Consider the following 21,511-nt stretch of genomic DNA (forward strand, 5'->3'; position numbering starts at 1 on the left):
CCGGCTCAGACGGTCTTGGTGCGCCCGATCGCCGGTCCTCGCGGCTTGGCGAAGGCCGTGCGCAGCAGGTGGAGGGCATGCAGGCCGTAACGGCCGACGCGGTTGCGCAGGCGCCGCAGGGTCCATACGGCGCCGCTGCCGATTGTGATCTGGCGGGCATAGAGGCTCGCCTGGAGACATTGCCGGTCGGAGGTCTGCTTGATCGGGTCGGCGTAGAATTCGGCGATCTTGTCCTTGCCCATTCCCGGGGTGGCGAACCAGCGCGGCAGGTGCTCGGAGCAGAGCCGGTCGACATCTGTGAGCACCTTGCCGATCCCGGTCCCGGGGATCGGGCATGGGGTCAGGAAGGCGTCTCCCAGGAGCACGACCCCGTCGCGTTCCGCATCGGCCGCCTGGACGACATCGATGGGGCGCATCTCCACGGGGCCCGTGACGGTGAGGTCCGGGCAGAGGCGGGCGAGGCCAGGCATGGCCTGCCTCATCAGTGCCTCGGGCGATTTGCGGAACTCCTTCACCCAGGGATCGGAGAGCGCGCGATAGACGAAGAGATTGGCCCGCATCGTCGCGCCGATGGGAAAGAGCGTGACATAGGCCACCGCATTGTCCGCGCCCTCGCCGTAATAGGTGAGGGATTCGAAGCCGAAGGACGAGGGCGGGGCCGCCATGTCGAAGCCGAAGCACAGGGAGTGCTTCTCGCTGATCATGGTCCTGCCGATGCCGACCTTGCGCCGAAGCACATCACCGAGGCCGGTGGCCAGAAGCACCAGCCGCGCAGTGCGCACGCTGCCATCGGCGAGGGTGACCGTCTGTCGTTCCGGGCCGGTCTCGATCTCCGCCACGCGCCCGATCACCAGGGGCGACGAGGCGGGCAGGGCGCCGCGCAGGTCGTTGATGAGGGGCGTGTAATGGACGCCGTATTCGCGCACGGCATGGCGCGAGACCAGATGGCCGAAGCGCGTGACGCAGACCTCGTCCACCGGCGTCGTCACGGCCCGCGCCAGTTCGCCGAAGCCGAGCTTCTCGAACAGGTCCATCTGCGGCACGCCGAGCTTCTCCGCCCGGAAATCGGGGGGATAGACCGCGTGGGTGTCGATGATCGCCGTGTCGTACCCGGCATTGGCGAGCGCGATGGTCGCGGTGGTTCCAGCGAGGCCTGCGCCGATGACGATGACGTCGTGGTGGATCTCAGACATTCAGAACCTCCCGCCCGAGCCCGAATGGGCAACCTGTCCTCCGCCCTGTATCCCCATCGTGCCATCCCGAGACGAAGGCGAGGCGCATGCGGAGCGGGACGACCCTTCACAGCAGGGGATATGCCGCCCGCTTCGTCCCGTTCAAGGTGCGCCGTCTCTCTAAAGAATCCGTGCGGTTGAAACCGCCATTTCGCGGGAGGCCATTCAGACCGACACATGGAGTCAGGTCGGCAAGTCGAGCCGGGCGCGAAGACCATGGAAGGTCCCGCGATCGAGGCGGAGCGAGCCGCCATAGAGTTCTGCCAGTTCCGTAGTAATCGACAGGCCGAACCCGTGGCCGGGTACTGTCTCGTCCAGACGTTTGCCGCGCCCGAGGACCCCGGCAGCCGCATCCGCGTCGAGACCCGGCCCGTCATCCTCCACGGTGACGGTGACGCCCCGTTCGGAGAGAGAAGCGGCGATCCGAACTCGCGCCCGGCACCAGCGGCAGGCATTGTCGATGAGGTTGCCGAGCATTTCGTCGACATCTTGGCCGTCGCACGCCACGGCCATGCCATCCGGTACCTCCACGGCGAAGGCGATGCCCTTGTCGGCGTAGAGCCGCGCGAAGGTGGCCCGTAGATCGGCTATGGGCGCCTGCAGCGCCGTCCTCTCGCGGGTGGCCCCGCCGAGGGCCGCCGTGCGGGCGCGGCGCAGATGATGGCGGATCTGCCCATCCATGCCGGAGACGAGGGTCGCCAGCCGGCCGTCGGGGTCCCGCTCCCCATCCCGAAGCGCCATCGTCAGGGTCGCGAGCGGCGTCTTCAACCCATGGGCGAGGTTAGCCACATGGGTGCGCGCCCGTTCGAGATTCGCGGCGTTTTCGCCGAGCAGCGCGTTCACCTCGCGTACCAGGGGGCGGATCTCGGCAGGCTGCGCCTCCGGCACCTGTGCGCGCTTGCCCGCGCGAACCTCCGCGAGGTCTCGGCGCAGGCGTTCCAACGGTCGCAGGCCGAGGCGCACCTGCGCGACGAGGCCGGCGAGGAGGCAGAGGCCGAGCACGGCGAGGATCAGCGCCAGGGTAAGGCTCGCCTCCCGGACGGGGCCGCGCAGGGCCGCCATGGGCGCGGAGGCGACGATCGTCGCCGGGCCGATCCCCGCCGCATCCGGAAGGGTGAGAATGCGCAGGATCACCAGGTTGCCCCAGGGATCGACGGCGTCGGCCGGGCGGGGGCGGTCGCGGCGGCGACCCCCGCCATCCGGGCGGTCGTCTTCGGGGACGGTGAGGTCGCGGCCTTCCAGGGAGCCGGATCGAAGGATCGCGTCGCCCTGCCGGACCTGCCAGGACCAGCCCGACCGGTCGCGGTCGAAGGGCGGGCCGTCGAGGTTGCGCCCGAGGTCGAGGCGGCCGTCGCGGCCCCGCTCGAGGCTCGATGCGATGGCGACGATCTGACTGTCGAGGCGGCTGTCGAGCTGGCCCCGCACGAAGCGGTGCAGGATGAAGCCGATGGCGATTCCCGCCACAACGAGGGCGACGGTGACGAGGACGAGGGCGGCGAGGATCAGGCGCCGCTGCAGGGAGCCGCGATGCGGATGAGGCGGCCCGTGGCGAGGTCGCGGCGGGGTCATGGTGTCTCCCCCGGCAGGAGCTGGTAGCCGTGGCCACGCACGCCCTCGATCCGCGCCGGCGCGATCTTGCGGCGCAGGCGCGTGATGATGACCTCCACCGAGTTCGAATCCACCTCCGCGTCGCCGTCATAGACCCGCTCGATCAGCTGGCCGCGGGGTACGACCCCGTCCTTGCGCAGGATCAGGCAGGAGAGCACCCGCCATTCGAGCCCGGTCAGCTTCAGGGGCAGGCCATCCCGCTCGAACGTGCCGAGGCCGGCATCGTAGGTGAGAGGCCCGCAGACGATCCGGTTGGCCCCGTGCGCCGAGGCGCGGCGCACCAGGGCCCGCAGGCGGATGACGAGTTCCTCCACCCGGAACGGCTTCACGAGATAGTCGTCCGCCCCCGCCTTGAAGCCCGCGACCTTGTCGCTCCAGCCGTCCCGCGCGGTGAGGATCAGCACCGGCACGGTCCGCCCGGCGGCCCGCCAGGCCTGGAGCACCGAGACGCCGTCGCGTTTGGGCAGGCCGAGATCGAGCACCACGGCGTCGTAGATCTCCGTTTCGCCGAGATGCTGGCCGTCCTCGCCGTTGACCGCGTGGTCGAGGGCGAAGTTCTCGGCGCGCAGGGCCTTGGCGATCTCGGCCGCGAGCGCCGCATCGTCCTCCACCAGAAGGAGCTTCATCGGAATCCGTATCCTTGGGGATGCAGGGGCAGCCCCGGCGCCTACGCGCCGCGCTTTAACCGGGGCTGAACCGCGCGGTTCAGATCGGGTTGGAGGGGCGAGCCTAGAACGGCGTCAACCCGAGAGGGGATCCGCTTTTCCAGGACATCGACACCATGACGACCGAGAAGACCATCGACGGAACCGCCACCGAGATGCCGAGCCCCGCCGCCCCGCGCCGCTCGCGCCGCGGCTGGATCGTCGGCGCCATCGCGGCTCCCCTCGCTTTCGGGGCCGTCGGCCTTTCCCTGGCGCAGAATTCCGGCGTGACCCTCACCCCCGTCGCGCCGGTCACCGTCGCACAGCTCGCCCCTTCCGCCGCCATCGCGGCCAAGGGCGAGGTGGCGGAGATCTTCGGCAACAAGTTCATCCTGCAGGACGGCTCCGGCCGTGCCCTGGTCGAGACCGGCAAGCAGGGCGAGGGCGGCACCCTCGTCACCAAGGGTGAGGCAGTCACGGTGCAGGGCCGCTTCGAGAACGGCTTCCTCCACGCCACCCTCCTCACCCGAGCCGATGGCAAGACGGTGGTGCTCGGTCCGGCGCGGGGCCCGAAGCCCGGTGGCCTCGACTGGGCGAAGGACAAGGTCGGCCTCGGCCCCGAGGTCGATGCACCTGCGCTCACCGCGAAGGTCGAGGCGGCCGGCTATTCCGACATCCGCGTCACGGGACACGGTCCGCGCCATCTCGACATGGCGGCCAAGGGCCAGGACGGCCGCGAGCGCCTGCTCCATGTCGGGTTCGACGGCGACATCCGCGAGAAGCGCAGCTTCTGACACCACGTGCCGCCGCCGGTGGCTTCTTCCTCGCCGATGGAAGAAGGCCGCCGGGGCGAGCCGTTCCGTCCAGGATGGGTCGCCGGCGGCGAGCGTGCGGCTGCGTTCACGGAGATTTCAGGCGGCGGCCAGGAACCATCGTTTCGGCTCGCCACTTGCCGCTGCGATCGACGCAAGGTCGCGGCTCGCCGGCCATGGACGCGCGACGATCGATCCCCCCAACACGACATCTCCGCCAAGGATCGATCGGATGACGAGCCACACGGCCGCCGACCAGACTCGCGTGCGTGCCCCGTCACAGCGGACGCTGCGCGGGCTCGACGCCCTCAACTTCTTCCTCGCCGATGTCCGCGACGGGCTCGGCCCCTATCTCGCCATCTACCTCATTGCCGTGCGCGGTCCCGACCAGGGTTGGGACGAGGCGACGACGGGAATGATCATGACGATCGCCGGCATCGCCGGACTGATCGCGCAGACGCCGGCCGGGGCTTTGATCGACCGGACCAACCACAAGCGCGCCATCGTCATTGCCGGGGCGCTGGCTGTCACGGCGAGCTGCCTGCTCCTTCCCTTCGTCACCAATTTCTATCTGGTGGCCGCGACCCAGTCCGTGGCCGGCATCGCCGGGGCGGTGTTCCCTCCGGCGCTCGCGGCGATCACCCTCGGCGTGGTCGGGCCGAAGATGTTCTCCAAGCGCATCGGCCGCAACGAGGGCTTCAACCATGCAGGCAACGCGGTCTCGGCCGCCATCGCCGGCTCGACGGCCTATTTCTTCGGACCCATCGTGGTGTTCTGGCTCATGGCCGTGCTGGCGGTCCTGAGCGTCGGTGCCATGCTGATGGTGCCGGCCAAGGACATCGACGACGATCTCGCGCGCGGCCTCGACGAATCGGCGGAGGAAGGCGGTGAGCAAACCTCCGGAATCCGGGCCTTGCTGCAGAACCGCACCCTGATGCTGTTCGCATTACTGGCGGCGATCTTCCACCTATCCAACGCGGCGATGCTGACCTCGGTGGGCCAGCTGCTAACCAAGCTGTCCGGCAAGGAGAGCGCTACCTCGCTCATTTCGGTCTGCATCGTGGCCGCACAGTTCGTCATGGTGCCGGTGGCGGTCTTCGTCGGCGCCAAGGCCGACGCGATCGGGCGCAAGCCAATCTTCCTCGTGGCCTTCGGCGTGCTCGCCATCCGGGGCGTACTCTACACCTTCTCGGACAACCCGTTCTACCTCGTCGCTGTCCAGCTCCTCGACGGGATCGGGGCCGGCATCTACGGCGCGCTCTTCCCCATCGTCGTCGCCGACCTCACCCGAGGCACCGGACGGTTCAACGTCTCGCAGGGGGCCGTCGCGACGACACAGGGACTCGGCGCTTCGTTCTCGGCGACGCTGGCCGGTCTCATCATCGTGTCGGCGGGATATTCGACGGCGTTCCTGGTCCTGGCCGGCATCGCGGCGGCGGGGTTCGTCCTCTACCTCGTCGCCATGCCGGAGACCTACGGGTTCGAGCCGCCGAAAACCGCCTCGAAGCCACCGAGCGGCGGCGGGCCGGAGCCGATGGTGGTCTCCCCCGCCTGACGGGGCGACCGATCTCGAACGGGATCGGCAGCGCCGCTTCTTCCATCGGCGCATGGCCAGAGAAGGGCCTCCTCCGTACCAAGCTGGGGCTCGTCCGAAACGACCGGTACCGGCCCCGTGGCGCCGGTCTTCCGCCGCATACAGGATCTCGTCCGCCCATGTTCGCACTTCCCATGACGCCGCATCTGGTGATCTGGATCATCGCCGGACTGGCGACGCTCGGGGTCATTACCCGGCCTTTCGCCTGGCCGGAGGCGGTCTGGGCCGCGCTCGGCGCCGGGGCGCTGCTGGTGCTGGGCCTGATCTCGCCGGACGCGGCCTGGGACGGCGTGCGCAAGGGGACGGATGTCTACCTGTTTCTCGTCGGCATGATGCTGCTTGCCGAGATCGCCAGGAAGGAGGGGCTCTTCGACTGGCTCGCCGGCATCGCCGTGCGCCAAGCCAGAGGATCGGCGACGCGCCTGTTCCTCCTCGTCTACCTCGTCGGCATCGTGGTCACGGTTTTCCTCTCGAACGATGCCTGCGCCGTGGTGCTGACGCCGGCGGTCTATGCGGCGGCCAAGGCGGCGGAGGCCGAGCCTCTGCCCTACCTCTTCATCTGCGCCTTCATCGCCAACGCGGCGAGCTTCGTGCTGCCGATCTCGAACCCGGCCAACCTCGTCGTCTACGCTACGCATATGCCGCCGCTCATGGAATGGCTCGCCCGTTTCGCCCTGCCTTCGGCCCTGGCCATCGTCGCCACCTACATCGTTCTGCGCCTGACCCAGAACTCGGTCCTGCGGCGGCAATTGATTGCGAAGGACGTCGCGGCGACACCGCTCTCGGGCACAGGCAAAGTCGCCGGTCTCGGCATCGTCGCCACCGCCGGGGCGCTCATCGCCGCCTCGGCCTACGATCTCGAACTCGGCCTACCGACCTTCATCGCCGGGCTCGCCACGACGCTCCTCGTCCTTGCGATCAAGCGCGGCGGAGCCGTCGAGATCATTAAGGACGTGTCCTGGGGCGTACTGCCCCTGGTGGCCGGTCTGTTCGTTCTGGTCGAGGCCTTGGAGAAGACCGGCGTGCTGACCATGGTCGCCGATCATCTCAAGCGCGCGGCCGAGATCTCGCCGGATGCGGCCGCCTGGGGCGGCGGCACGCTCGTGGCGGTACTCTCCAATCTCGTCAACAACCTGCCGGCCGGCCTGATCGCGGGGGCGGCCGTGCAGCAGGCCGATGTCTCCGAGAAAGTCGCCGGGGCGATCCTCATCGGCATCGATCTCGGCCCCAACCTGTCGGTCACCGGATCCCTCGCCACCATCCTGTGGCTCACCGCCATCCGTCGCGAAGGCGAGAATGTCGGCTTCTGGCGCTTCCTCACGCTCGGCCTCCTGGTGATGCCTCCGGCCCTGATCCTGGCGCTGGCCGGCCTCCTCCTCCTGCCGTGATCTCCTCCGTTCGAAAACGCTCCGACCTGAGCCCGGCCCTGCTCCATCGCTTCATCCTGGCCATCGACCATTTCGGCGGGCTCGGAATGCGAGAGCACCGTGCGGGTAAGGCACGGATCGCGGGCGCCACGCTGACGGTCACCGGAATCGGTCTCATCGCGGCGTTCTGACGGGCCATCCACCGGGATTTGTCGGCGTTGCCCCTGCGGGTCATTGCCAGGGTTCGCTTTTTGGTCTCCGGACGTGCTATGCCCCGATAATCCCGCCTGAAGCCGGTCCCGTGCGAAGGGTGTGTGGATCACCCTCCCTTGCCGCCGATCGTGGGTTTTCCCATCCGCTGGCAACCGCCGAGATCGTCGATGTCACGCGCCGCGCGAGCGGGCGCGAGCGGCGACTTCGCCGATGCAGCCCTTGCCAGGGCCGGATGATGCGATCGAAGGATGGTACGCGGGGCGAGGGGAGCGAGGAAGGACGACGATGAGCGACGAAACTGACGCCCGGACCCGTTCCGAAGAGCGCGCCGAGCGCGCCGAACGGATGGCCAAGGAAGGCGCCGAGGCGATGGCGGAGCATCTGCAATCGGTGAAGGCCATCGACGAGCGCACCGTGAAGCTTCGCGCGCTTCGCCTCGCCAAGGAAGCCGCCGATGCCGAGGCGAAGGCCGCCGCTCCCGCGCCGGCCCCCAAGCGCAAGCGCTCCGCGAGCTGAGCCAGAGAGCCTCACCAGGAAACCGACCCATGGCATTCGATCGGACCCGTCGCGCCAGCGACCCCCGCCAGGCGGCGGAAGCCGCCTTCAAGGCCGCCACCACCAAGGCGCCCGACGCCCCCAAACCCGCCGAACGCGCCCCCGCCGCGCCGCTCAGCCCACCCGGCGCCCGCGAGATGGTGTCCCTGCGCCTCGACCGAGCCGTGCTGGAGCATTTTCAGAAGGACGGTCCCGGCTGGCAGGACCGGATCAACGCTGCGCTGAAGGGCATCGTCGGACTATAGAGGCCGACCGAACTCAGACGGTCCGGCCCGTCTTCGGCAGGCGCTTCTCTTCCCCGCCTACTCCCCCACTCCGAACAGCTTCTCGAGAAAGTTCCTGTCGTCCTGGCTCGGCCCGCGAGCGCGCTGGTTGGCAGCGACGCGGGGCGGCGGGACGGCGGATTGCGGCTCGCCGAGGAGGGCGCCTATGAGGCCCCCCGGCGCACTTCCGGTGGTGGCCGGAACCTCCGCGGGGGCGCGGTTTCGCCAATGGTTCGCGCCCGGCAGCATCGTCGGAGTTTGCCCTTTCAGGGCCACCGTCATGTAGGTCTTCCAGATCTCGCCGGGCAGGTTACCGCCGGAGACCTTCTTGGTGGATTCCCCGTCGTCGTTGCCGAGCCAGACGCCGGTGACGAGGGTCGACGAGTAGCCGATGAACCAGGCATCGCGGAAATCCTGGCTGGTGCCGGTCTTGCCGGCGAGGTCCCAGCCCGGAACCTCGGCCTTCCTTGCGGTGCCCGAGACAAAGGTCTCGTGCATCATCGCGTTCATCATCGAGACGGTCTCGGCATTCATCACTCGGCCGAGATTGGTGTCTTTGCGCTGGTAGAGCGCCTTGCCCGTCGTGCTTTTCACGTTGGCGATGACGTAGGGGTTCACGCCGGTGCCGCCATTGGCGAAGGCGGCGTAGGCGCCCACCATTTCCAGCGGGGTCACTTCCGAGGTGCCGAGCGCCAGTGAGCCGTTGGCCTGTAGCGGCGAGGAGATGCCGAGGCGCTGGGCCGCCTGAACCACCGCCTTCGGCCCGACTTCCTGGCCGAGGCGCACGGCCACGGTGTTGAGCGAGAGCGCCAGGGCCTCGCGCAAGGGAACCGGCCCGCGATAGTCGCGCGAATAGTTCTCTGGGTTCCAGCCCTTGATGCTGATCGGCGCGTCGTCGCGCACGGTGTCCGGGGTCAGGCCCCGCTCCACGGCGGCGAGATAGACGAAGGGCTTGAACGAGGAGCCCGGCTGGCGCTTGGCGGTGGTGGCCCGGTTGAACTGGCTCTGCGCATAGTCGCGCCCGCCGATGAGCGCCCGGATCGCACCGTCCGGCTTCATCGAGACCACGGCTCCTTGGGCGACGTTATAGCGCGAGCCCTTCTGGTTCAGCTCGTCCACGAGCGCCTTCTCGGCCGCGCTCTGGAGGCGGGTGTCGACGGTGGTGGTGACGACGATATCGGTGTCGAATTTCGGCAGGAAGTCGTCGAGGACGTCCATGACGAGATCGGCCACGTAATTGGCCGAGCCGCCGCCACGGCTGCTCGCCGGCCGCGCCGGAGTCGCCAGCGCCAGCTTCACCTCGGCGGGCTTGGCGAAGCCGAGTTCCTCCATCGCCGCGAGAACCTGGGCCGCACGCGCCTGGGCGGCGGGCAGGTTGCGGTTGGGGGCGAGGCGCGAGGGAGCCTGGACGAGGCCGCCGAGCATGGCGGCTTCCGCCAGCGTCACCGCCTTGGCGGGCTTGCCGAAATAGCGCTGGGCGGCGGCCTCGATGCCATAGGCGCCTGCGCCGAAATAGACCCGGTTCAGGTAGAGTTCGAGGATCTCGTCCTTGGTGTAGCGGTGCTCCAGCCACAGGGCGAGGATCGCCTCTTGGATTTTTCGCGAGGCCGAGCGTTCCGGCGTCAGGAACAGGTTCTTGGCGAGCTGCTGCGTTAGGGTCGATCCGCCCTGCGAGACGCCGCGGCGGGTGACGTTCTGGGCCACGGCGCGGGCGATGCCCACCGGGTCGACGCCGAAATGGCTGTAGAAGCGCCGGTCCTCGATCGCCACGAAGGCGCGCGGTAGATAGGGCGGCAACTCGCCGATGCTCACCACCCGTCCACCGGTCTCGCCGCGATTGGCCAGGAGCGAGCCGTCGCTGGCGAGGATGGCGATGTTGGGGGGGCGCTTCGGAACGGCGAGCTGGTCGATCGGCGGCAGTTGCGAGGCGTGGTAGGCCACCAGCCCCGCGATGGCGATGACGCCCCACAGGCCGAGTACGAGCGTGCCGTAGAAGAGACCGCCCAGGAACGAGCGCCGGCGCGGCTTCCGGGCCGGTGTCTTGGCCCGCGCCGAGGGGCGCCGGGGGCCTTCGCCCTGGCCATTGCTGCTCGTCGCGCGTCTTCCCACACCGCCTCCGGCGCGATCGTCGCCGCTGAGCCGCAGGTCGAGGTCGCCCCGCCCACCGATGCGCCCTTCCGGCACGTCGAAGTTCGGCTCCTCCCGCCCGCGTCCCTTGCGTCCGTTCGCCATGCGTTTCGTCTGAACCTGTGAGCATCCCGCGATCCGAGAGGCTCAGGTACCGCATGGTAAATACGGCGGGTTTAAGGGTTCCTAACCCGGATCATTTTACGGATTCTCCACCATAGGAAAATCTTATCACCTTCCTATAGCGTTCCCAGGGCGTCCGAGAAGCTTTGCGGCATTCGGTCGGGCACACTTCGGAGAAGCGACGATGAGCCTGCGACTGCCCGGGGCGTGAACCTCGCTGGTGCTGCTGCCGTTCGTACGGCCGACGACGCTCGACCTGTCGTCCTTCGTGGCGCCACCGCCACGTGATCCAAGCTCTTATCGCGCCCCAATGAGCCGATCTCATCAAGGCGCGACCACGCGGCGGCTGGCAAGCGGGCCGTGGTGAGTACGGCCATGGGGCGGGCTCACCGAGGTAGAGGCTTGGCATGAAAGAATCCGTCCCACCGCGCATCGGTCGAGGCGGCATTGGTCGCCACATCACGATGCGCGCCAAGCATCTGAACGGTCCCGCCTTTTCAAAGCGGGGGCGGTTCTGCCCGGTTGCTGCCTCACGAATCCGTGTTTGCGTGTGCGAATGGCGTCAATGCTCCGTTCATGCTTGAAGGGCCATGACGCATCTCGTGAGCTTCACGGAGGAAAACGATGCGAACGAGTTCGAAACTGGTTCTCCTGGCCATCGCTGCCGTCGCGGGCTTCGCCTCGGCAGCCCAGGCTGCGCCATTGCCGCCGGCATCAGTCCAGCTCGAGCAGCCTGCTCTTGTCGAGAAGGCGCAGTTTTACAGCCGCGAAGGGTACCAGCGTTATCGGTACCGGAAGCAGGTTCGGCGCGAATGGGCGCGTGAACGGCGTTACGACGCCCACCTGCGCCGGCAGGAACACAATTATCGTCGGCGAGCCTATCGCTACGGTTACTAGAATTAGCGTCACGCTCCGACGATAATTCACTCCCCGAATTGGTCCCGCCCGGTGTAAGCCGTGGCGGGATCTTTCGTTTGTATGGGTTCTCCTCGAGAGCGACTGTCCTCAGCACGGCAAGGAAGAGCCGATTCTAGGCTTGCACAGATCAAGCATATAAACCAGTTTGGTTGCGCTTGTTGGTGGGGGATGCCATGTTTTATAAATTCTTTGCCATTGCAATTGCAGGCTTTTGCGCAATTCTAGGCTCTTATCCCGAAGCATCCAAAGCCGAAGACAATGAATTTGGGCCGACCATACAGCAAAAATATCTCGGTACCTTGGCCAGGTATGTTTATATAAGACATCAATCTGCGAGAAGAATGTACATATCTAACTCGGACGTGATTGTTGTCGTCAACTTCATTGTCGGAAGGGACGGGAACGTCGTGGAATCAAATGTCGTCAACTCATCTGGGTCGCCCGATTTCGACAGGATGGCTTTGTTGACTGTAAAAACGGGTTCAAGATTTCCACCGTTTCCAAAAGAAGTAAAAGCGAACTCATTAAAAGTAACGGTGCCGCTGAAATATGCACGTAATGTCTTTAACTGATGTTCGTTCAAAAAATTCCACAGCCTTCCTGTTACACGGTTCCGTTTGCCGTGAGTTTAGACCGACCCCCGCGAGACAGGTGACTTATCCGCCGCTGATCGAGATGGCGACGCCGGGCTGTTCATCGTGAAGCGCCATTGCCGATATCCGTTTTCGCACCGACTGCCATAGACCCGTTTGAGGGCTTCCGAGCGAACACCGCCGCTTGCGTCTTCGCGGCGCGCCTCGCGCTCTGCCGCTGGACCGGACCGGACCGGACCGGCTCGGCCCGCTCCGAGCTCGAGCTCCAACGAAATCGAGCGCGATGACTTCGGCGGTCTCACTTCGGGAGGTTCCCAAACCCGGGTTCTGCGAAGGATTCTATGGGTGCGGTTTGTAGGATCCTCGATAACCTCGCGGCGCAAAGGTGACGAGGCGAGAGCGTATTTTCCGAAACGATCGGTTTCCATCGTTTCTGTTTCATCGAGAGCAGAGATGCTCGATAACCCATTCGAGGCGGACATGCCGGCATTCTTCAAGACCCGGCGCCGGGAGCGAGCGTATAGCCCGACCGATCTGATGGACCGGCGGGAACGGTACTGCGGATCGGATGCCTGCCTCGCAAACCGCAAGAGACGTCAATCGGATTAAGCAGAAGGGAAACGGGCGATGAGCTGGCACAGTGCGGACGACCCGGTTCCGGGCGATCATTTCTCCTGCGACGCGATCAAGACCCTGATCGTCCCTCGTTCGCGGGATCTCGGCTCGTTCTCCGTCCGGCGGGCTCTGCCGTCGACGGAGTGCCGGATGGTCGGCCCGTTCATCTTCTTCGACCAGATGGGGCCGTCCGAGTTCCTCCTCGGCCAGGGCATGGACGTGCGGCCCCATCCGCATATCGGCCTCTCCACCGTCACCTACCTGTTCGACGGCGAGATCATGCACCGGGACAGCCTGGGCACCGAACTGCCGATCCGTCCGGGCGAGCTCAACTGGATGACGGCCGGTCGCGGCATCACCCATTCGGAGCGCACCGGCGCCGGGCTGCGCCGGACCGGCTCGAAGCTGTTCGGCATTCAGGCCTGGGTCGCGCTCAATGGCAAGGACGAGGAGACCGCTCCCGCCTTCGAACATTACGATGCGGATGCGCTGCCGGTCCTCACCGGCGAGGGCAAGATCGTCCGGCTGATCGCCGGCGAGGCTTTCGGCGCCAGATCGCCGGTGCGGACGTCGAGCCCGATGGTCTATGCCGACGTGATGCTCGAGGCCGGCGCCGTGCTGCCCCTCGACCCGACCTATGACGAGCGCGCGATCTACACCGTCTCTGGCGCCATCGACATTGCCGGCGACGGGTTCGGCCCCGGCCAACTCCTCGTCTTCAATCCCGGCGACCGCATCAGCGTGCGGGCGACCGAGGCCGCACGCTTCATGGTGCTGGGCGGCGAGCCCATGGACGGGCCGCGCCATCTCTGGTGGAATTTCGTCTCCTCTCGGCCGGAGCGGATCGAGCAGGCCAAGGAGGATTGGCGCCAGGCCCGCTTCGACACCGTGCCCGGCGAATCCGAGTTCATCCCCTTGCCGGAAGCACCCCCGCCCGTGCGCTACCCCTGATGCGTGAAAGCGGGGCGGGGCCGATGGGGCCTCGCCCGCGAATCCCCTCCGAGAGGACATATCGACATCATGGCAGTTGAAGCATCCGGTGCCGCGAGCGAACTCGTACAGGTCGTAGCGCTGCTCGCCGCCGGCGTCGTCGCGGTGCCGGTCTTCAAGCGGATCGGCCTCGGCTCGGTCCTCGGCTACCTCGTGGCGGGGCTCGCCATCGGCCCGTTCGGCCTCGGCCTGTTCTCGGATGCGCACGCCATCCTGCATGTGGCGGAACTCGGCGTGGTGATGTTCCTGTTCATCATCGGGCTGGAGATGGAGCCGTCGCGGCTCTGGGGCATGCGGCGCGAGATCTTCGGCCTCGGCCTCGCCCAGGTCGGCGTCTGCATCGTTGCGCTCATGCTCGTCGGCATCGCCATGGGGTTCTCGCCTGCGATCTCCTTTGTGGCCGGCACCGGCTTCGTCCTCACCTCCACCGCCATCGTCATGCAGCTTCTCGAAGAGCGCGGGTCGCTCTCGACGCCGAAGGGACAGCGCATCGTGGCGATCCTCCTGCTCGAGGACCTCGCCATCGTGCCGCTCCTCGCCATCGTGGCACTTCTGGCCCCCGGCGGGCAGGCGACCGGCACGATGGACCGCGTCTATGGCATCGGTATCGCCCTTGGGTCCGTGGCCGCCCTGGTGGCGGCCGGGCGCTGGCTGCTCAACCCGCTGTTCCGCCTGCTGGCCGCGGCCAAGGCCCGCGAGGTGATGACGGCGGCGGCCCTCCTCGTCGTGCTCGGCTCGGCCCTGGCCATGCAGCTCGGCGGGCTGTCCATGGCCATGGGTGCGTTCCTGGCGGGCGTCCTGCTCTCGGAATCGAGCTTCCGACACCAGCTCGAGGCCGATATCGAGCCGTTCCGGGGCATCCTGCTCGGCCTGTTCTTCCTCGGCGTGGGCATGTCCCTCGACCTCACGGTCATCGCCGCGAATGGGGCGCTCATCCTCACGGGCGTCGCCGCCTACATGGTGGTGAAGAGCATCGTCATCTACGCCATCGCCCGTCTCCTGCGCGCTTCGCATCCCGAGGCAATGGAGCGTGCGGCCCTGATGGCCCAGGGCGGCGAGTTCGCCTTCGTGCTCTATGCCGCCGCCGCGAGCGCGGGCATCATCGACGGCACCACCAACGCCATCCTTACGGCGACGATCATCCTCTCCATGGCCGTCACGCCGCTGATGGTGATCGCCTTCGACCGCTTTGGTCCCAAGGCCTCGGTCTCGACGGAGGGCGTCGAGGTGCCGGAAAATCTCGTGGGCAGCGCCCTCATCATCGGCTTCGGCCGATTCGGGCAGGTGGTGAGCCAGCCGCTGATCTCCCGCGGCTGCTCGGTCTCGATCATCGACACCAACCCCGCCTATATCCGCGTCGCCGAACAATTCGGCTTCAAGGTCTATTACGGCGACGGTACGCGCCTCGACATCCTGCACGCGGCCGGGGCCGCCACGGCACGGGCGATCCTGATCTGCATCGACGACCGCGAGGCCGCGCGGCGGATCGCCGAACTGGCGAGGGCCGAGTTCCCCCTCGTTCCCGTTCTTGCCCGCGCCCGCGACCGCGAGCACGCGATCGAGCTCATCCATGCCGGAGTCGCCTACCAGCTTCGCGAGACGCTCGAGTCGGCCCTGGCCTTCGGCGAGCAGGCGCTCCTGGCCATCGGTGACGAGCCGGATTCTGCCAGCGCGGTCATGGCCGAAGTCCGCCGCCGCGACGCCGAGCGGCTCGATATGGAGACCGTGGGCGGGATCTATGCCGGGCGCGACTTGATCCGGGGGAATGCGGTGGAGGCCTGAGGCGTAGGGTCTCACACCTCGGGCGGTGCGCCGGGATTGCCCTCGTGGCGGTCGCGCTGCGCCGCCGCGCGGGCGAGAAGCAGCAACGTCACCGGTGTCGTCACGGTGAGGAACATGCCGATCAGGGCGTCGCGCAGGACGAGACGGCCCTCGATCAGGGACAGGAGCAGCATCGAGCTCATGAGGATCAGCGCCATGCCGAGTGTCGCGCCCAGAGTGGGGGCATGGACGCGCTCGTAGAACGTCCGGAGACGGATGAGGCCGAAGGCGCCGGTGAGCGAGAAACCCGCGCCGACGATCGCCAGCGCAACCACCAGCCACGCGGCCCAGGCGGGCAGTTCGGCGCCGTTCACTGGATCACCTCGCCCTGCATCAGGAACTTCGCCAGCGCCACGGTGGCGGTGAAGCCGATCATGCCGAGGATCAGGGCGGCCTCGAAATAGAGGCCGCTGCCGGTGCGCATGCCGTGGACCACCACCGCCAGCATGCCGTTGAGGTAGAGGGTGTCGAGACCGAGGATCCGGTCCTGGGCGCGGGGGCCGCGCAGCATCCGCCATGCGGCGAGCGCCATGGCGAGAACCAGCATCCCCTGGGCGAAGCCGAGCCCCCAGTCGAGAACGGTGTTGGCGCTCATGGGAAGAACCTCATGGGACGAAGAAGATCATGGGACGAAGAAGATCATGGGGCGAAGATCTGCATCAGGGGGCGCTCGTAGCGGTCCTTCACCCGCCGCACCCATTCCTCGCCATCCGTGTAGTCGAGCACGTGGATGAGCAGGCAGCCCGTGTCGGAATCATACTGGACCCAGAGGGTGCCGGGCGTGCCGGTGAGGATGATCGATAGGATCGCGAGACCGAACGGCTCGCGCATGTCGAGGGGAATCGTGACGAAGCCGGTCCGCCGCTCGCCGCCGCGAAGCCCGAGGATGATGCGGGCGACATCGATGTTCGAGCGCACCATGTCGTAGAGCACGATCACGGCGAGCCGGGCGAGGGTGCCGGGCGCCCGCACCCGCACCGAGGGAGGACGGAGCGCCAGCATGACGGCAGGAACCGTGAGGCCGACCAGCAGCGCCAGCAGGACATTGCCCGGTGAGAGCGGCGCGTTCAGGAGCAGCCAGGTCGCGGCGAGGCAGGCCGACAGGATAGGGTAGGGCAGGAGGCGGCTCACGATCCACCGCCTTCCCGCGTCGGCCCGAGGACGGCGCGAACGTAATCCTGCGGCTGGGCCAGCCAGCGCACGGTCTCGTCGGCATAGGCGAGGGCCGGGCCGCCCCAAAGGGCGAGCGCCACACAGGCGGCGAGCAGGCCGGCGAGAGCGGTGAATTCCGAGAGGCGCAGGACCGGCGGCGGGTCGTCGCTCGGAACCCAGAGGTTCTTGATCCCGAGCCGCACCATCGGCATCAGCGTGGCGAAGCTCGACAGGGTCAGCGCTGTGATGAGCCACCAGGCGGACGCGGTCATCGTGCCCGTGGTGATCCCCGTGAAGATCGCGAGCTTGCCGACGAAACCGGAGAGCGGGGGAACCCCCGCCAACATCAGCGTGCAGACGAGGAAGCCGCTCCCGAGGAGCGCCACCGCAGCGGGGATCGCCCGGCCGATCTCCGTGGCGTCGGCATCGTCGAACGGGTCGCGGTACTCGTCGGCGAAGACGGCCTGGGCGGCCTCCAGCGGGTCGCGGCCGCGCTGCAGGATTTCGGCGAGCAGGAACAGGGCGCCCGCCGCGAGGGTGGAGCCGAGGAGGTAGTACAGGGCGCCCGAGAGCGCCCGGTCACTGCCGCTCCCCAAGGCCGCCAGCACCGTGCCCGACGAGATCATCACCGCATAGCCCGCCGCCCGCGTGAGGTCGCGCGCCGCCAGGATGCCGATGGCGCCATAGGCCATCGTCGCGAGACCGGCGGCGAGGATCCAGGTCTGTCCGAACCCCTCCGACAGTCCCGCCCCGAACAGAAGCAGGCTCAGGCGCACCACCACGTAGATGCCGACCTTGCTCAGGATCGCGAGGATCGCGGCCGCCGGCGCACTCGCTGCCGCGTAGGTGGTGGGCAGCCAGAACCCGAGCGGCCAAGCGCTGCACTTGACCAGGAAGGCGATGCCGAGGATCGCGCAGCCGATCTCGAACAAAGCGAGTTCCCCCGCCTCCGGCGCCGCGAGCCGCCGGGCGAGGTCGGCCATGTTGAGGGTTCCCATCGTGCCGTAGATGAGGCTGACGCCGACGAGGAAGAACAGCGAGGCGACGAGATTGACCGCGATGTAGCCGAGGCCGGCCCGGATCCGCGTCTCGCCCGATCCGTGCAGGACGAGACCGTAGGAGGCGGCCAGCATCACCTCGAAGAACACGAACAGGTTGAACAGGTCTCCGGTGAGGAAGGCGCCGTTGACGCCCATCAGCAGCAGGAGGAACAGGCCGTGGAAGCGCGGACCCGCCCGGCCCCAGCGGGCGAAGGAGAAGACCAGGGCGCATAGGCCCAGCACGCTGCCGAGCGCCAGCATCAGGGCAGAGAGCCGGTCGGCCACCAGCACGATCCCGTAGGGTGCGGCCCAGTTGCCGAGGCGGTAGATCTGCGCCGCCTCGCTCGCGCGCCAGACGAGGATGAGGGATATGCCGAGGAGGGCCAGCACCGTGGCGAGGCTGAGCGCCCCTTTCAGCCGGCTCCGGCGCTCGTCCATGAGGAACATCGCCCCGGCCACCGCGATCGGCAGAACGATGGGCAGGACGACAAGATGGTCGGTCCAGTCGCTGACCAGGGGGGCATTCAGAACCGTGGCGTTCATGGATGCGGGTTCTCTGGATTCGGCTCCGCCAGATGCGGCTCGCGGCCGTCCACATGGTCGCTGCCGGTGATGCCGCGGGCGGCGAGCAGCACGACGAGGAAGAGCGCGGTGAGCGCGAAGCCGATCACCAGGGCGGTGAGGACCAGGGCCTGCGGCACCGGGTCGTCCACGGAGACTATGTCGGCCCCGGCCCCGAGCACCGGCGGCGCCCCCACCGTCAGCCGGCCCATGGCGAAGATGAACAGGTTGACGGCGTAGCTCAGCAGCGAGATGCCCAGCACGACCTGGAAGGTGCGGGGACGCAGCATCAGCCAGATGCCCGAGGCGGCGAAGACGCCGATCCCCAGGGACAGCACGATCTCCATCAGGCGGGCTCCGTCTCGACGGCCCGCTCCACCCCCGCCTCGACGGGGCTGGTGCGGCGGAGGGATTGGTGAGCCAGGGCGACGAGCATCAGCGCGCTCGCGCCCACCACCAGCACCATGATCCCGAGATCGAACAGAAGCGCGCTCGCCATCGGGACCTTGCCGAGCAGAGGCGGCTTCCAATAGGCGAAATAGGCGGTGAGGAACGGACGCCCGAACAGCCAGGAACCGGCGCCGACCGAGACGGAGACCAGCAGGCCGATGCCGATCCACGAGATCGGCTGGATCCGCAGCCGCTCTTCGACCCACTGCGCGCCCTGGGCCATGTATTGCAGCATGAAGGCGATGGTGAGCGCGATGCCCGCCGCGAAGCCGCCGCCCGGCAGGTCGTGGCCGCGCAGGAACAGGTGCAGGGCGAGGAGGACGATGAAGGGGAACAGCCACGTCATCACCACGCGCGGAACGAGGAGAGCATCGGCGGTGGTGTCGCCGAGCTCGCGGCCCTCGCGGGCATCGTCATAGGCGTCGTGGTTCACCTGCTGCTTGGGAGGACCGAGACTGTCGGAGGCGGGCCGGAAGCGGCGAAGGAGCGCGAACACCGTCAGGCCGACGATGCCCAGCACGCAGATTTCGCCCAACGTGTCGAAGGCCCGGAAATCCACCAGCAATACGTTGACGACGTTGCGTCCGCCCGCCTGCGGGTAGGCCTCCTCGATGAACCAGCGGGCGATCCCGTCGACGGCGGGCCGGGTCATCACCGCGTAGGCCAACCCGGCGAGCCCGAGGCCGGCAAAGGCGGCGATGCCCAGATCGATCATCCGTCGACGGCGGGACCGCGTCTTCTCCCAAGCCGGTGCCGGAATCGCCGCGTCGCGCTTGGGCAGCCAGCGCAGGCCCAGCAGCAGCAGCACGGTGGTGACGATCTCCACCAGGATCTGCGTCACCGCGAGATCCGGGGCGGAGAGCCAGAGGAAGGTGAGGCTGCTCACGAGGCCCGCCCCGCCGACGAAGATGGCGGCGGAGAGCCGGTGGTACTTCGCCCGCTCCGCCGCGCCGATGGCGCAGGCCGCGCCCACGAGCCACATCAGCGCGAAGGCCGGGTCGAACTCCGTGGTCTTGCCCGGCGCGAACAGGTCGAGCCCCCGTGCGGCTCCCGTCACCAATGTGGCCAGGAGCACGGTAAGGAAGAGAATGCGCAACTGCGCCTGGAGTCGCTCGGCGCCGAGCCCGGCTTCCAGGCGGCCCGCGCCGTTCACGAGGCCGGTCATGGTCCGCTCGAACAGCCAGCCGCCGTCGATCCGGTCCATCAGCCAGGGGCCGCCGCGGGGATTGGTGTTGATTCGCCGCCCGAACGCGACATAGAGCGCGATGCCGCCCAGCAGCGCCACCATGCTGAGGGCAAGCGGCGCGTTGAATCCGTGCCAGATGGCGAGGTCGTAATCGGGAGTCCGCTCGCCGAGGACCGCCCGGACCGCGCCTGCGAGGAGGGGACCGATCGTCAGGTTCGGCACGAGGCCGATGGCGACGCAGACGAGGACCAGCAGCTCGATCGGGATGCGCATCCAGCGGACCGGCTCGTGGGGCGCGTGCGGCAGGTCGTGCGGGGCGGGTCCGAAGAAGGCCTGCCGGATGAAGCGCACGGAATAGAGCATGGTGAAGGCGCTCGCCAACGTCGCCAGCACCGGCAAGGCGAGATTGAGCAGGTGGCCGTCCGCGTTGTCGACCGCCTCAGCCAGGAACATTTCCTTCGACAGGAAGCCGTTGAGGAGCGGCACACCCGCCATCGCGGCGGCGGCGACCATCGCCAGCGTCGCCGTATAGGGCATGGCCTGCCACAGGCCGCTGAGGCGGCGCATGTCGCGCGTCCCGGTCTCGTGGTCGATGATGCCCACCGCCATGAACAGCGAGGCCTTGAACGTTGCGTGGTTCACCGTGTGGAAGATCGCCGCCACGACGGCCAGCGGCGAATCGAGGCCGAGGAGCAGGGTGATCAGCCCGAGATGGCTGATGGTGGAATAGGCGAGCAGACCCTTGAGGTCGTGCTGGAAGATCGCGCTCCACGCACCCACCAGCATCGTGATCATGCCGGCGGTGCCGACGATCCAGTACCAGGCCTCGGTGTTCGCCAGCACCGGCCAGAACCGGATCATCAGGAAGATGCCGGCCTTCACCATGGTGGCCGAATGCAGGTAGGCGCTGATCGGCGTCGGTGCCGCCATGGCGCGCGGCAGCCAGATGTGAAACGGGAACTGCGCCGACTTCGTCAGCGCGCCGGCCAGCACCAGAACCAGGGCCGGCAGGTAGAGCGGATTGTTGCGGATCGTGTCGCCCGAGGCGAGCACCGCCGAGAGGTCGTAGCTGCCGACGATCTGCCCGATGAGCACCAGACCGACGAACAGGCAGAGGCCGCCGGCCGCCGTGATGGTCAGCGCCATCCGCGCGCCGTCCCGTGCGGAGGCGTTGTCGGACCAGTAGCCGATGAGCAGGAACGAGACGATGCTCGTCAATTCCCAGAAGACGAAGAGCTGGATCAGGTTGCCCGAGAGCACGATGCCCAGCATCGCGCCGACGAAGGCGAGGAAATACGAGAACAGACGCGGCACCGGGTCCGCTTCCGCCATGTAGTAGCGCGCATAGAGGACCACGAGTGCGCCGATCCCGAGCACCAGGACGGCGAACAGCCAGGATAGCCCGTCGAGCCGCAGCACGAGGCGGACGCCCAACGTCGGCAGCCAGTCGACCGCCCAGATGACGGGGTCCGGGCCTGCGACGGCGGGGTAGAGGAGCCCGATGCAGGCGAGGCAGGTCACCATCACGAAACCGGCGAGGATCGCGGCGGCGTTGCGTGCGTGGCCCGGCAGGCAGATCGCCACGACGCTGCCGAGGAAGGGCAGGATGGCGGCGATGGCGAGGAGCAGGTGGGGCGGCATCGGCTC

20 protein-coding genes are annotated in these 21,511 nt (G+C 67.8%); 10 read left to right on the forward strand and 10 right to left on the reverse strand.

Going from position 1 to position 21,511, the window contains the following annotated elements:
* Positions 1-5 precede the first annotated feature (5 nt).
* The 3 genes from AC0IXR_RS01350 to AC0IXR_RS01360 all read right to left on the reverse strand — a co-directional run bounded on the left by AC0IXR_RS01350 (position 6) and on the right by AC0IXR_RS01360 (position 3,466).
* Positions 6-1,193: an FAD-dependent oxidoreductase gene (locus AC0IXR_RS01350; protein ID WP_056427931.1), complete on the reverse strand. Its 1,188-nt coding sequence runs from the start codon at positions 1,191-1,193 to the stop codon at positions 6-8.
* A gap of 222 nt (positions 1,194-1,415) precedes the next feature.
* On the reverse strand, positions 1,416-2,801 hold the full coding sequence (locus tag AC0IXR_RS01355; RefSeq protein WP_471759477.1) for an ATP-binding protein: 1,386 nt from the start codon (positions 2,799-2,801) through the stop codon (positions 1,416-1,418).
* Positions 2,798-3,466, reverse strand: coding sequence for a response regulator (locus AC0IXR_RS01360; RefSeq protein ID WP_471759478.1), 669 nt, complete (start codon positions 3,464-3,466; stop codon positions 2,798-2,800). The genes AC0IXR_RS01355 and AC0IXR_RS01360 overlap by 4 nt, the downstream gene beginning before the upstream one ends.
* A 155-nt stretch (positions 3,467-3,621) precedes the next feature.
* Between AC0IXR_RS01360 and AC0IXR_RS01365 the strand changes: the two genes are divergently transcribed.
* The 6 genes from AC0IXR_RS01365 to AC0IXR_RS01390 all read left to right on the forward strand — a co-directional run bounded on the left by AC0IXR_RS01365 (position 3,622) and on the right by AC0IXR_RS01390 (position 8,270).
* Positions 3,622-4,278: a DNA-binding protein gene (locus tag AC0IXR_RS01365; RefSeq protein WP_471759479.1), complete on the forward strand. Its 657-nt coding sequence runs from the start codon at positions 3,622-3,624 to the stop codon at positions 4,276-4,278.
* 250 nt (positions 4,279-4,528) lie between these two features.
* Positions 4,529-5,851, forward strand: coding sequence for an MFS transporter (locus AC0IXR_RS01370; protein ID WP_056427922.1), 1,323 nt, complete (start codon positions 4,529-4,531; stop codon positions 5,849-5,851).
* A gap of 158 nt (positions 5,852-6,009) precedes the next feature.
* Positions 6,010-7,278 carry an arsenic transporter gene (locus AC0IXR_RS01375; protein ID WP_056427918.1) on the forward strand — a complete coding sequence of 423 codons (1,269 nt, stop codon included), beginning with the start codon at positions 6,010-6,012 and terminating at the stop codon, positions 7,276-7,278.
* Positions 7,275-7,448 carry a hypothetical protein gene (locus tag AC0IXR_RS01380; RefSeq protein ID WP_461235133.1) on the forward strand — a complete coding sequence of 58 codons (174 nt, stop codon included), beginning with the start codon at positions 7,275-7,277 and terminating at the stop codon, positions 7,446-7,448. Before AC0IXR_RS01375 ends, AC0IXR_RS01380 begins: the two co-directional genes overlap by 4 nt.
* Positions 7,449-7,755: 307 nt before the next feature.
* Positions 7,756-7,986, forward strand: a complete 231-nt coding sequence (locus tag AC0IXR_RS01385) for a hypothetical protein (RefSeq protein WP_056427912.1) — start codon at positions 7,756-7,758, stop codon at positions 7,984-7,986.
* A 29-nt stretch (positions 7,987-8,015) separates the two neighbouring features.
* Positions 8,016-8,270 (forward strand): BrnA antitoxin family protein, encoded by a 255-nt coding sequence (locus AC0IXR_RS01390; protein WP_056427909.1) that lies wholly within the window; start codon positions 8,016-8,018, stop codon positions 8,268-8,270.
* A 57-nt stretch (positions 8,271-8,327) separates the two neighbouring features.
* On the opposite strand, the gene AC0IXR_RS01395 is transcribed toward AC0IXR_RS01390, so the two are convergent.
* Positions 8,328-10,520 carry a transglycosylase domain-containing protein gene (locus tag AC0IXR_RS01395; protein WP_471759480.1) on the reverse strand — a complete coding sequence of 731 codons (2,193 nt, stop codon included), beginning with the start codon at positions 10,518-10,520 and terminating at the stop codon, positions 8,328-8,330.
* 642 nt (positions 10,521-11,162) lie between these two features.
* On the opposite strand from AC0IXR_RS01395, the gene AC0IXR_RS01400 reads away from it, so the two are divergent.
* From AC0IXR_RS01400 to AC0IXR_RS01415, 4 genes are all read left to right on the forward strand, one after another.
* A complete protein-coding gene (locus tag AC0IXR_RS01400; protein ID WP_471759481.1) occupies positions 11,163-11,435 on the forward strand; it encodes a hypothetical protein in 273 nt (90 codons plus the stop codon).
* Positions 11,436-11,629: 194 nt separating this feature from the next.
* Complete coding sequence (locus AC0IXR_RS01405) at positions 11,630-12,028, forward strand: energy transducer TonB family protein (RefSeq protein WP_082470428.1); 399 nt, start codon at positions 11,630-11,632, stop codon at positions 12,026-12,028.
* 648 nt (positions 12,029-12,676) lie between these two features.
* Positions 12,677-13,615, forward strand: a complete 939-nt coding sequence (locus AC0IXR_RS01410) for a pirin family protein (protein ID WP_471759482.1) — start codon at positions 12,677-12,679, stop codon at positions 13,613-13,615.
* A 69-nt stretch (positions 13,616-13,684) separates the two neighbouring features.
* Positions 13,685-15,436 carry a monovalent cation:proton antiporter-2 (CPA2) family protein gene (locus AC0IXR_RS01415; protein WP_471759483.1) on the forward strand — a complete coding sequence of 584 codons (1,752 nt, stop codon included), beginning with the start codon at positions 13,685-13,687 and terminating at the stop codon, positions 15,434-15,436.
* Between the two features lie 11 nt (positions 15,437-15,447).
* Here AC0IXR_RS01415 and mnhG read toward each other — a convergent pair whose 3' ends face one another.
* From mnhG to AC0IXR_RS01445, 6 genes are read right to left on the reverse strand one after another with little or no spacing between them, the layout of a single operon-like run.
* The gene (gene mnhG / locus AC0IXR_RS01420) at positions 15,448-15,789 is read right to left on the reverse strand and encodes a monovalent cation/H(+) antiporter subunit G (protein WP_471759484.1); all 342 of its coding nucleotides are present in this window, start codon (positions 15,787-15,789) and stop codon (positions 15,448-15,450) included.
* Positions 15,786-16,070, reverse strand: coding sequence for a K+/H+ antiporter subunit F (locus AC0IXR_RS01425; protein WP_018041825.1), 285 nt, complete (start codon positions 16,068-16,070; stop codon positions 15,786-15,788). Before AC0IXR_RS01425 ends, mnhG begins: the two co-directional genes overlap by 4 nt.
* Positions 16,071-16,114: 44 nt before the next feature.
* Positions 16,115-16,606, reverse strand: a complete 492-nt coding sequence (locus AC0IXR_RS01430; protein ID WP_207412989.1) for a Na+/H+ antiporter subunit E — start codon at positions 16,604-16,606, stop codon at positions 16,115-16,117.
* Positions 16,603-18,210 (reverse strand): monovalent cation/H+ antiporter subunit D, encoded by a 1,608-nt coding sequence (locus tag AC0IXR_RS01435; RefSeq protein ID WP_471759485.1) that lies wholly within the window; start codon positions 18,208-18,210, stop codon positions 16,603-16,605. Before AC0IXR_RS01435 ends, AC0IXR_RS01430 begins: the two co-directional genes overlap by 4 nt.
* Complete coding sequence (locus AC0IXR_RS01440) at positions 18,207-18,575, reverse strand: Na+/H+ antiporter subunit C (protein WP_018041828.1); 369 nt, start codon at positions 18,573-18,575, stop codon at positions 18,207-18,209. Before AC0IXR_RS01440 ends, AC0IXR_RS01435 begins: the two co-directional genes overlap by 4 nt.
* Positions 18,575-21,505, reverse strand: coding sequence for a monovalent cation/H+ antiporter subunit A (locus tag AC0IXR_RS01445; RefSeq protein ID WP_471760214.1), 2,931 nt, complete (start codon positions 21,503-21,505; stop codon positions 18,575-18,577). The genes AC0IXR_RS01440 and AC0IXR_RS01445 overlap by 1 nt, the downstream gene beginning before the upstream one ends.
* Positions 21,506-21,511: the final 6 nt, after the last annotated feature.

This window comes from Methylobacterium sp. AC832 (genome assembly GCF_979256025.1).

Excerpts from the sequence above, each read along its gene's own strand:
- AC0IXR_RS01370 (WP_056427922.1), top strand. The coding sequence starts at position 4,529 with ATGACGAGCCACACGGCCGCCGACCAGACTCGCGTGCGTGCCCCGTCA.
- AC0IXR_RS01445 (WP_471760214.1), bottom strand. The coding sequence starts at position 21,505 with ATGCCGCCCCACCTGCTCCTCGCCATCGCCGCCATCCTGCCCTTCCTC.
- AC0IXR_RS01440 (WP_018041828.1), bottom strand. The coding sequence starts at position 18,575 with ATGGAGATCGTGCTGTCCCTGGGGATCGGCGTCTTCGCCGCCTCGGGC.
- AC0IXR_RS01410 (WP_471759482.1), top strand. The coding sequence starts at position 12,677 with ATGAGCTGGCACAGTGCGGACGACCCGGTTCCGGGCGATCATTTCTCC.
- AC0IXR_RS01360 (WP_471759478.1), bottom strand. The coding sequence starts at position 3,466 with ATGAAGCTCCTTCTGGTGGAGGACGATGCGGCGCTCGCGGCCGAGATC.
- AC0IXR_RS01375 (WP_056427918.1), top strand. The coding sequence starts at position 6,010 with ATGTTCGCACTTCCCATGACGCCGCATCTGGTGATCTGGATCATCGCC.
- AC0IXR_RS01400 (WP_471759481.1), top strand. The coding sequence starts at position 11,163 with ATGCGAACGAGTTCGAAACTGGTTCTCCTGGCCATCGCTGCCGTCGCG.
- AC0IXR_RS01390 (WP_056427909.1), top strand. The coding sequence starts at position 8,016 with ATGGCATTCGATCGGACCCGTCGCGCCAGCGACCCCCGCCAGGCGGCG.
- AC0IXR_RS01395 (WP_471759480.1), bottom strand. The coding sequence starts at position 10,520 with ATGGCGAACGGACGCAAGGGACGCGGGCGGGAGGAGCCGAACTTCGAC.
- AC0IXR_RS01350 (WP_056427931.1), bottom strand. The coding sequence starts at position 1,193 with ATGTCTGAGATCCACCACGACGTCATCGTCATCGGCGCAGGCCTCGCT.
- AC0IXR_RS01415 (WP_471759483.1), top strand. The coding sequence starts at position 13,685 with ATGGCAGTTGAAGCATCCGGTGCCGCGAGCGAACTCGTACAGGTCGTA.
- AC0IXR_RS01435 (WP_471759485.1), bottom strand. The coding sequence starts at position 18,210 with ATGAACGCCACGGTTCTGAATGCCCCCCTGGTCAGCGACTGGACCGAC.
- AC0IXR_RS01405 (WP_082470428.1), top strand. The coding sequence starts at position 11,630 with ATGTTTTATAAATTCTTTGCCATTGCAATTGCAGGCTTTTGCGCAATT.
- AC0IXR_RS01365 (WP_471759479.1), top strand. The coding sequence starts at position 3,622 with ATGACGACCGAGAAGACCATCGACGGAACCGCCACCGAGATGCCGAGC.
- AC0IXR_RS01425 (WP_018041825.1), bottom strand. The coding sequence starts at position 16,070 with ATGAGCGCCAACACCGTTCTCGACTGGGGGCTCGGCTTCGCCCAGGGG.
- AC0IXR_RS01385 (WP_056427912.1), top strand. The coding sequence starts at position 7,756 with ATGAGCGACGAAACTGACGCCCGGACCCGTTCCGAAGAGCGCGCCGAG.
- AC0IXR_RS01355 (WP_471759477.1), bottom strand. The coding sequence starts at position 2,801 with ATGACCCCGCCGCGACCTCGCCACGGGCCGCCTCATCCGCATCGCGGC.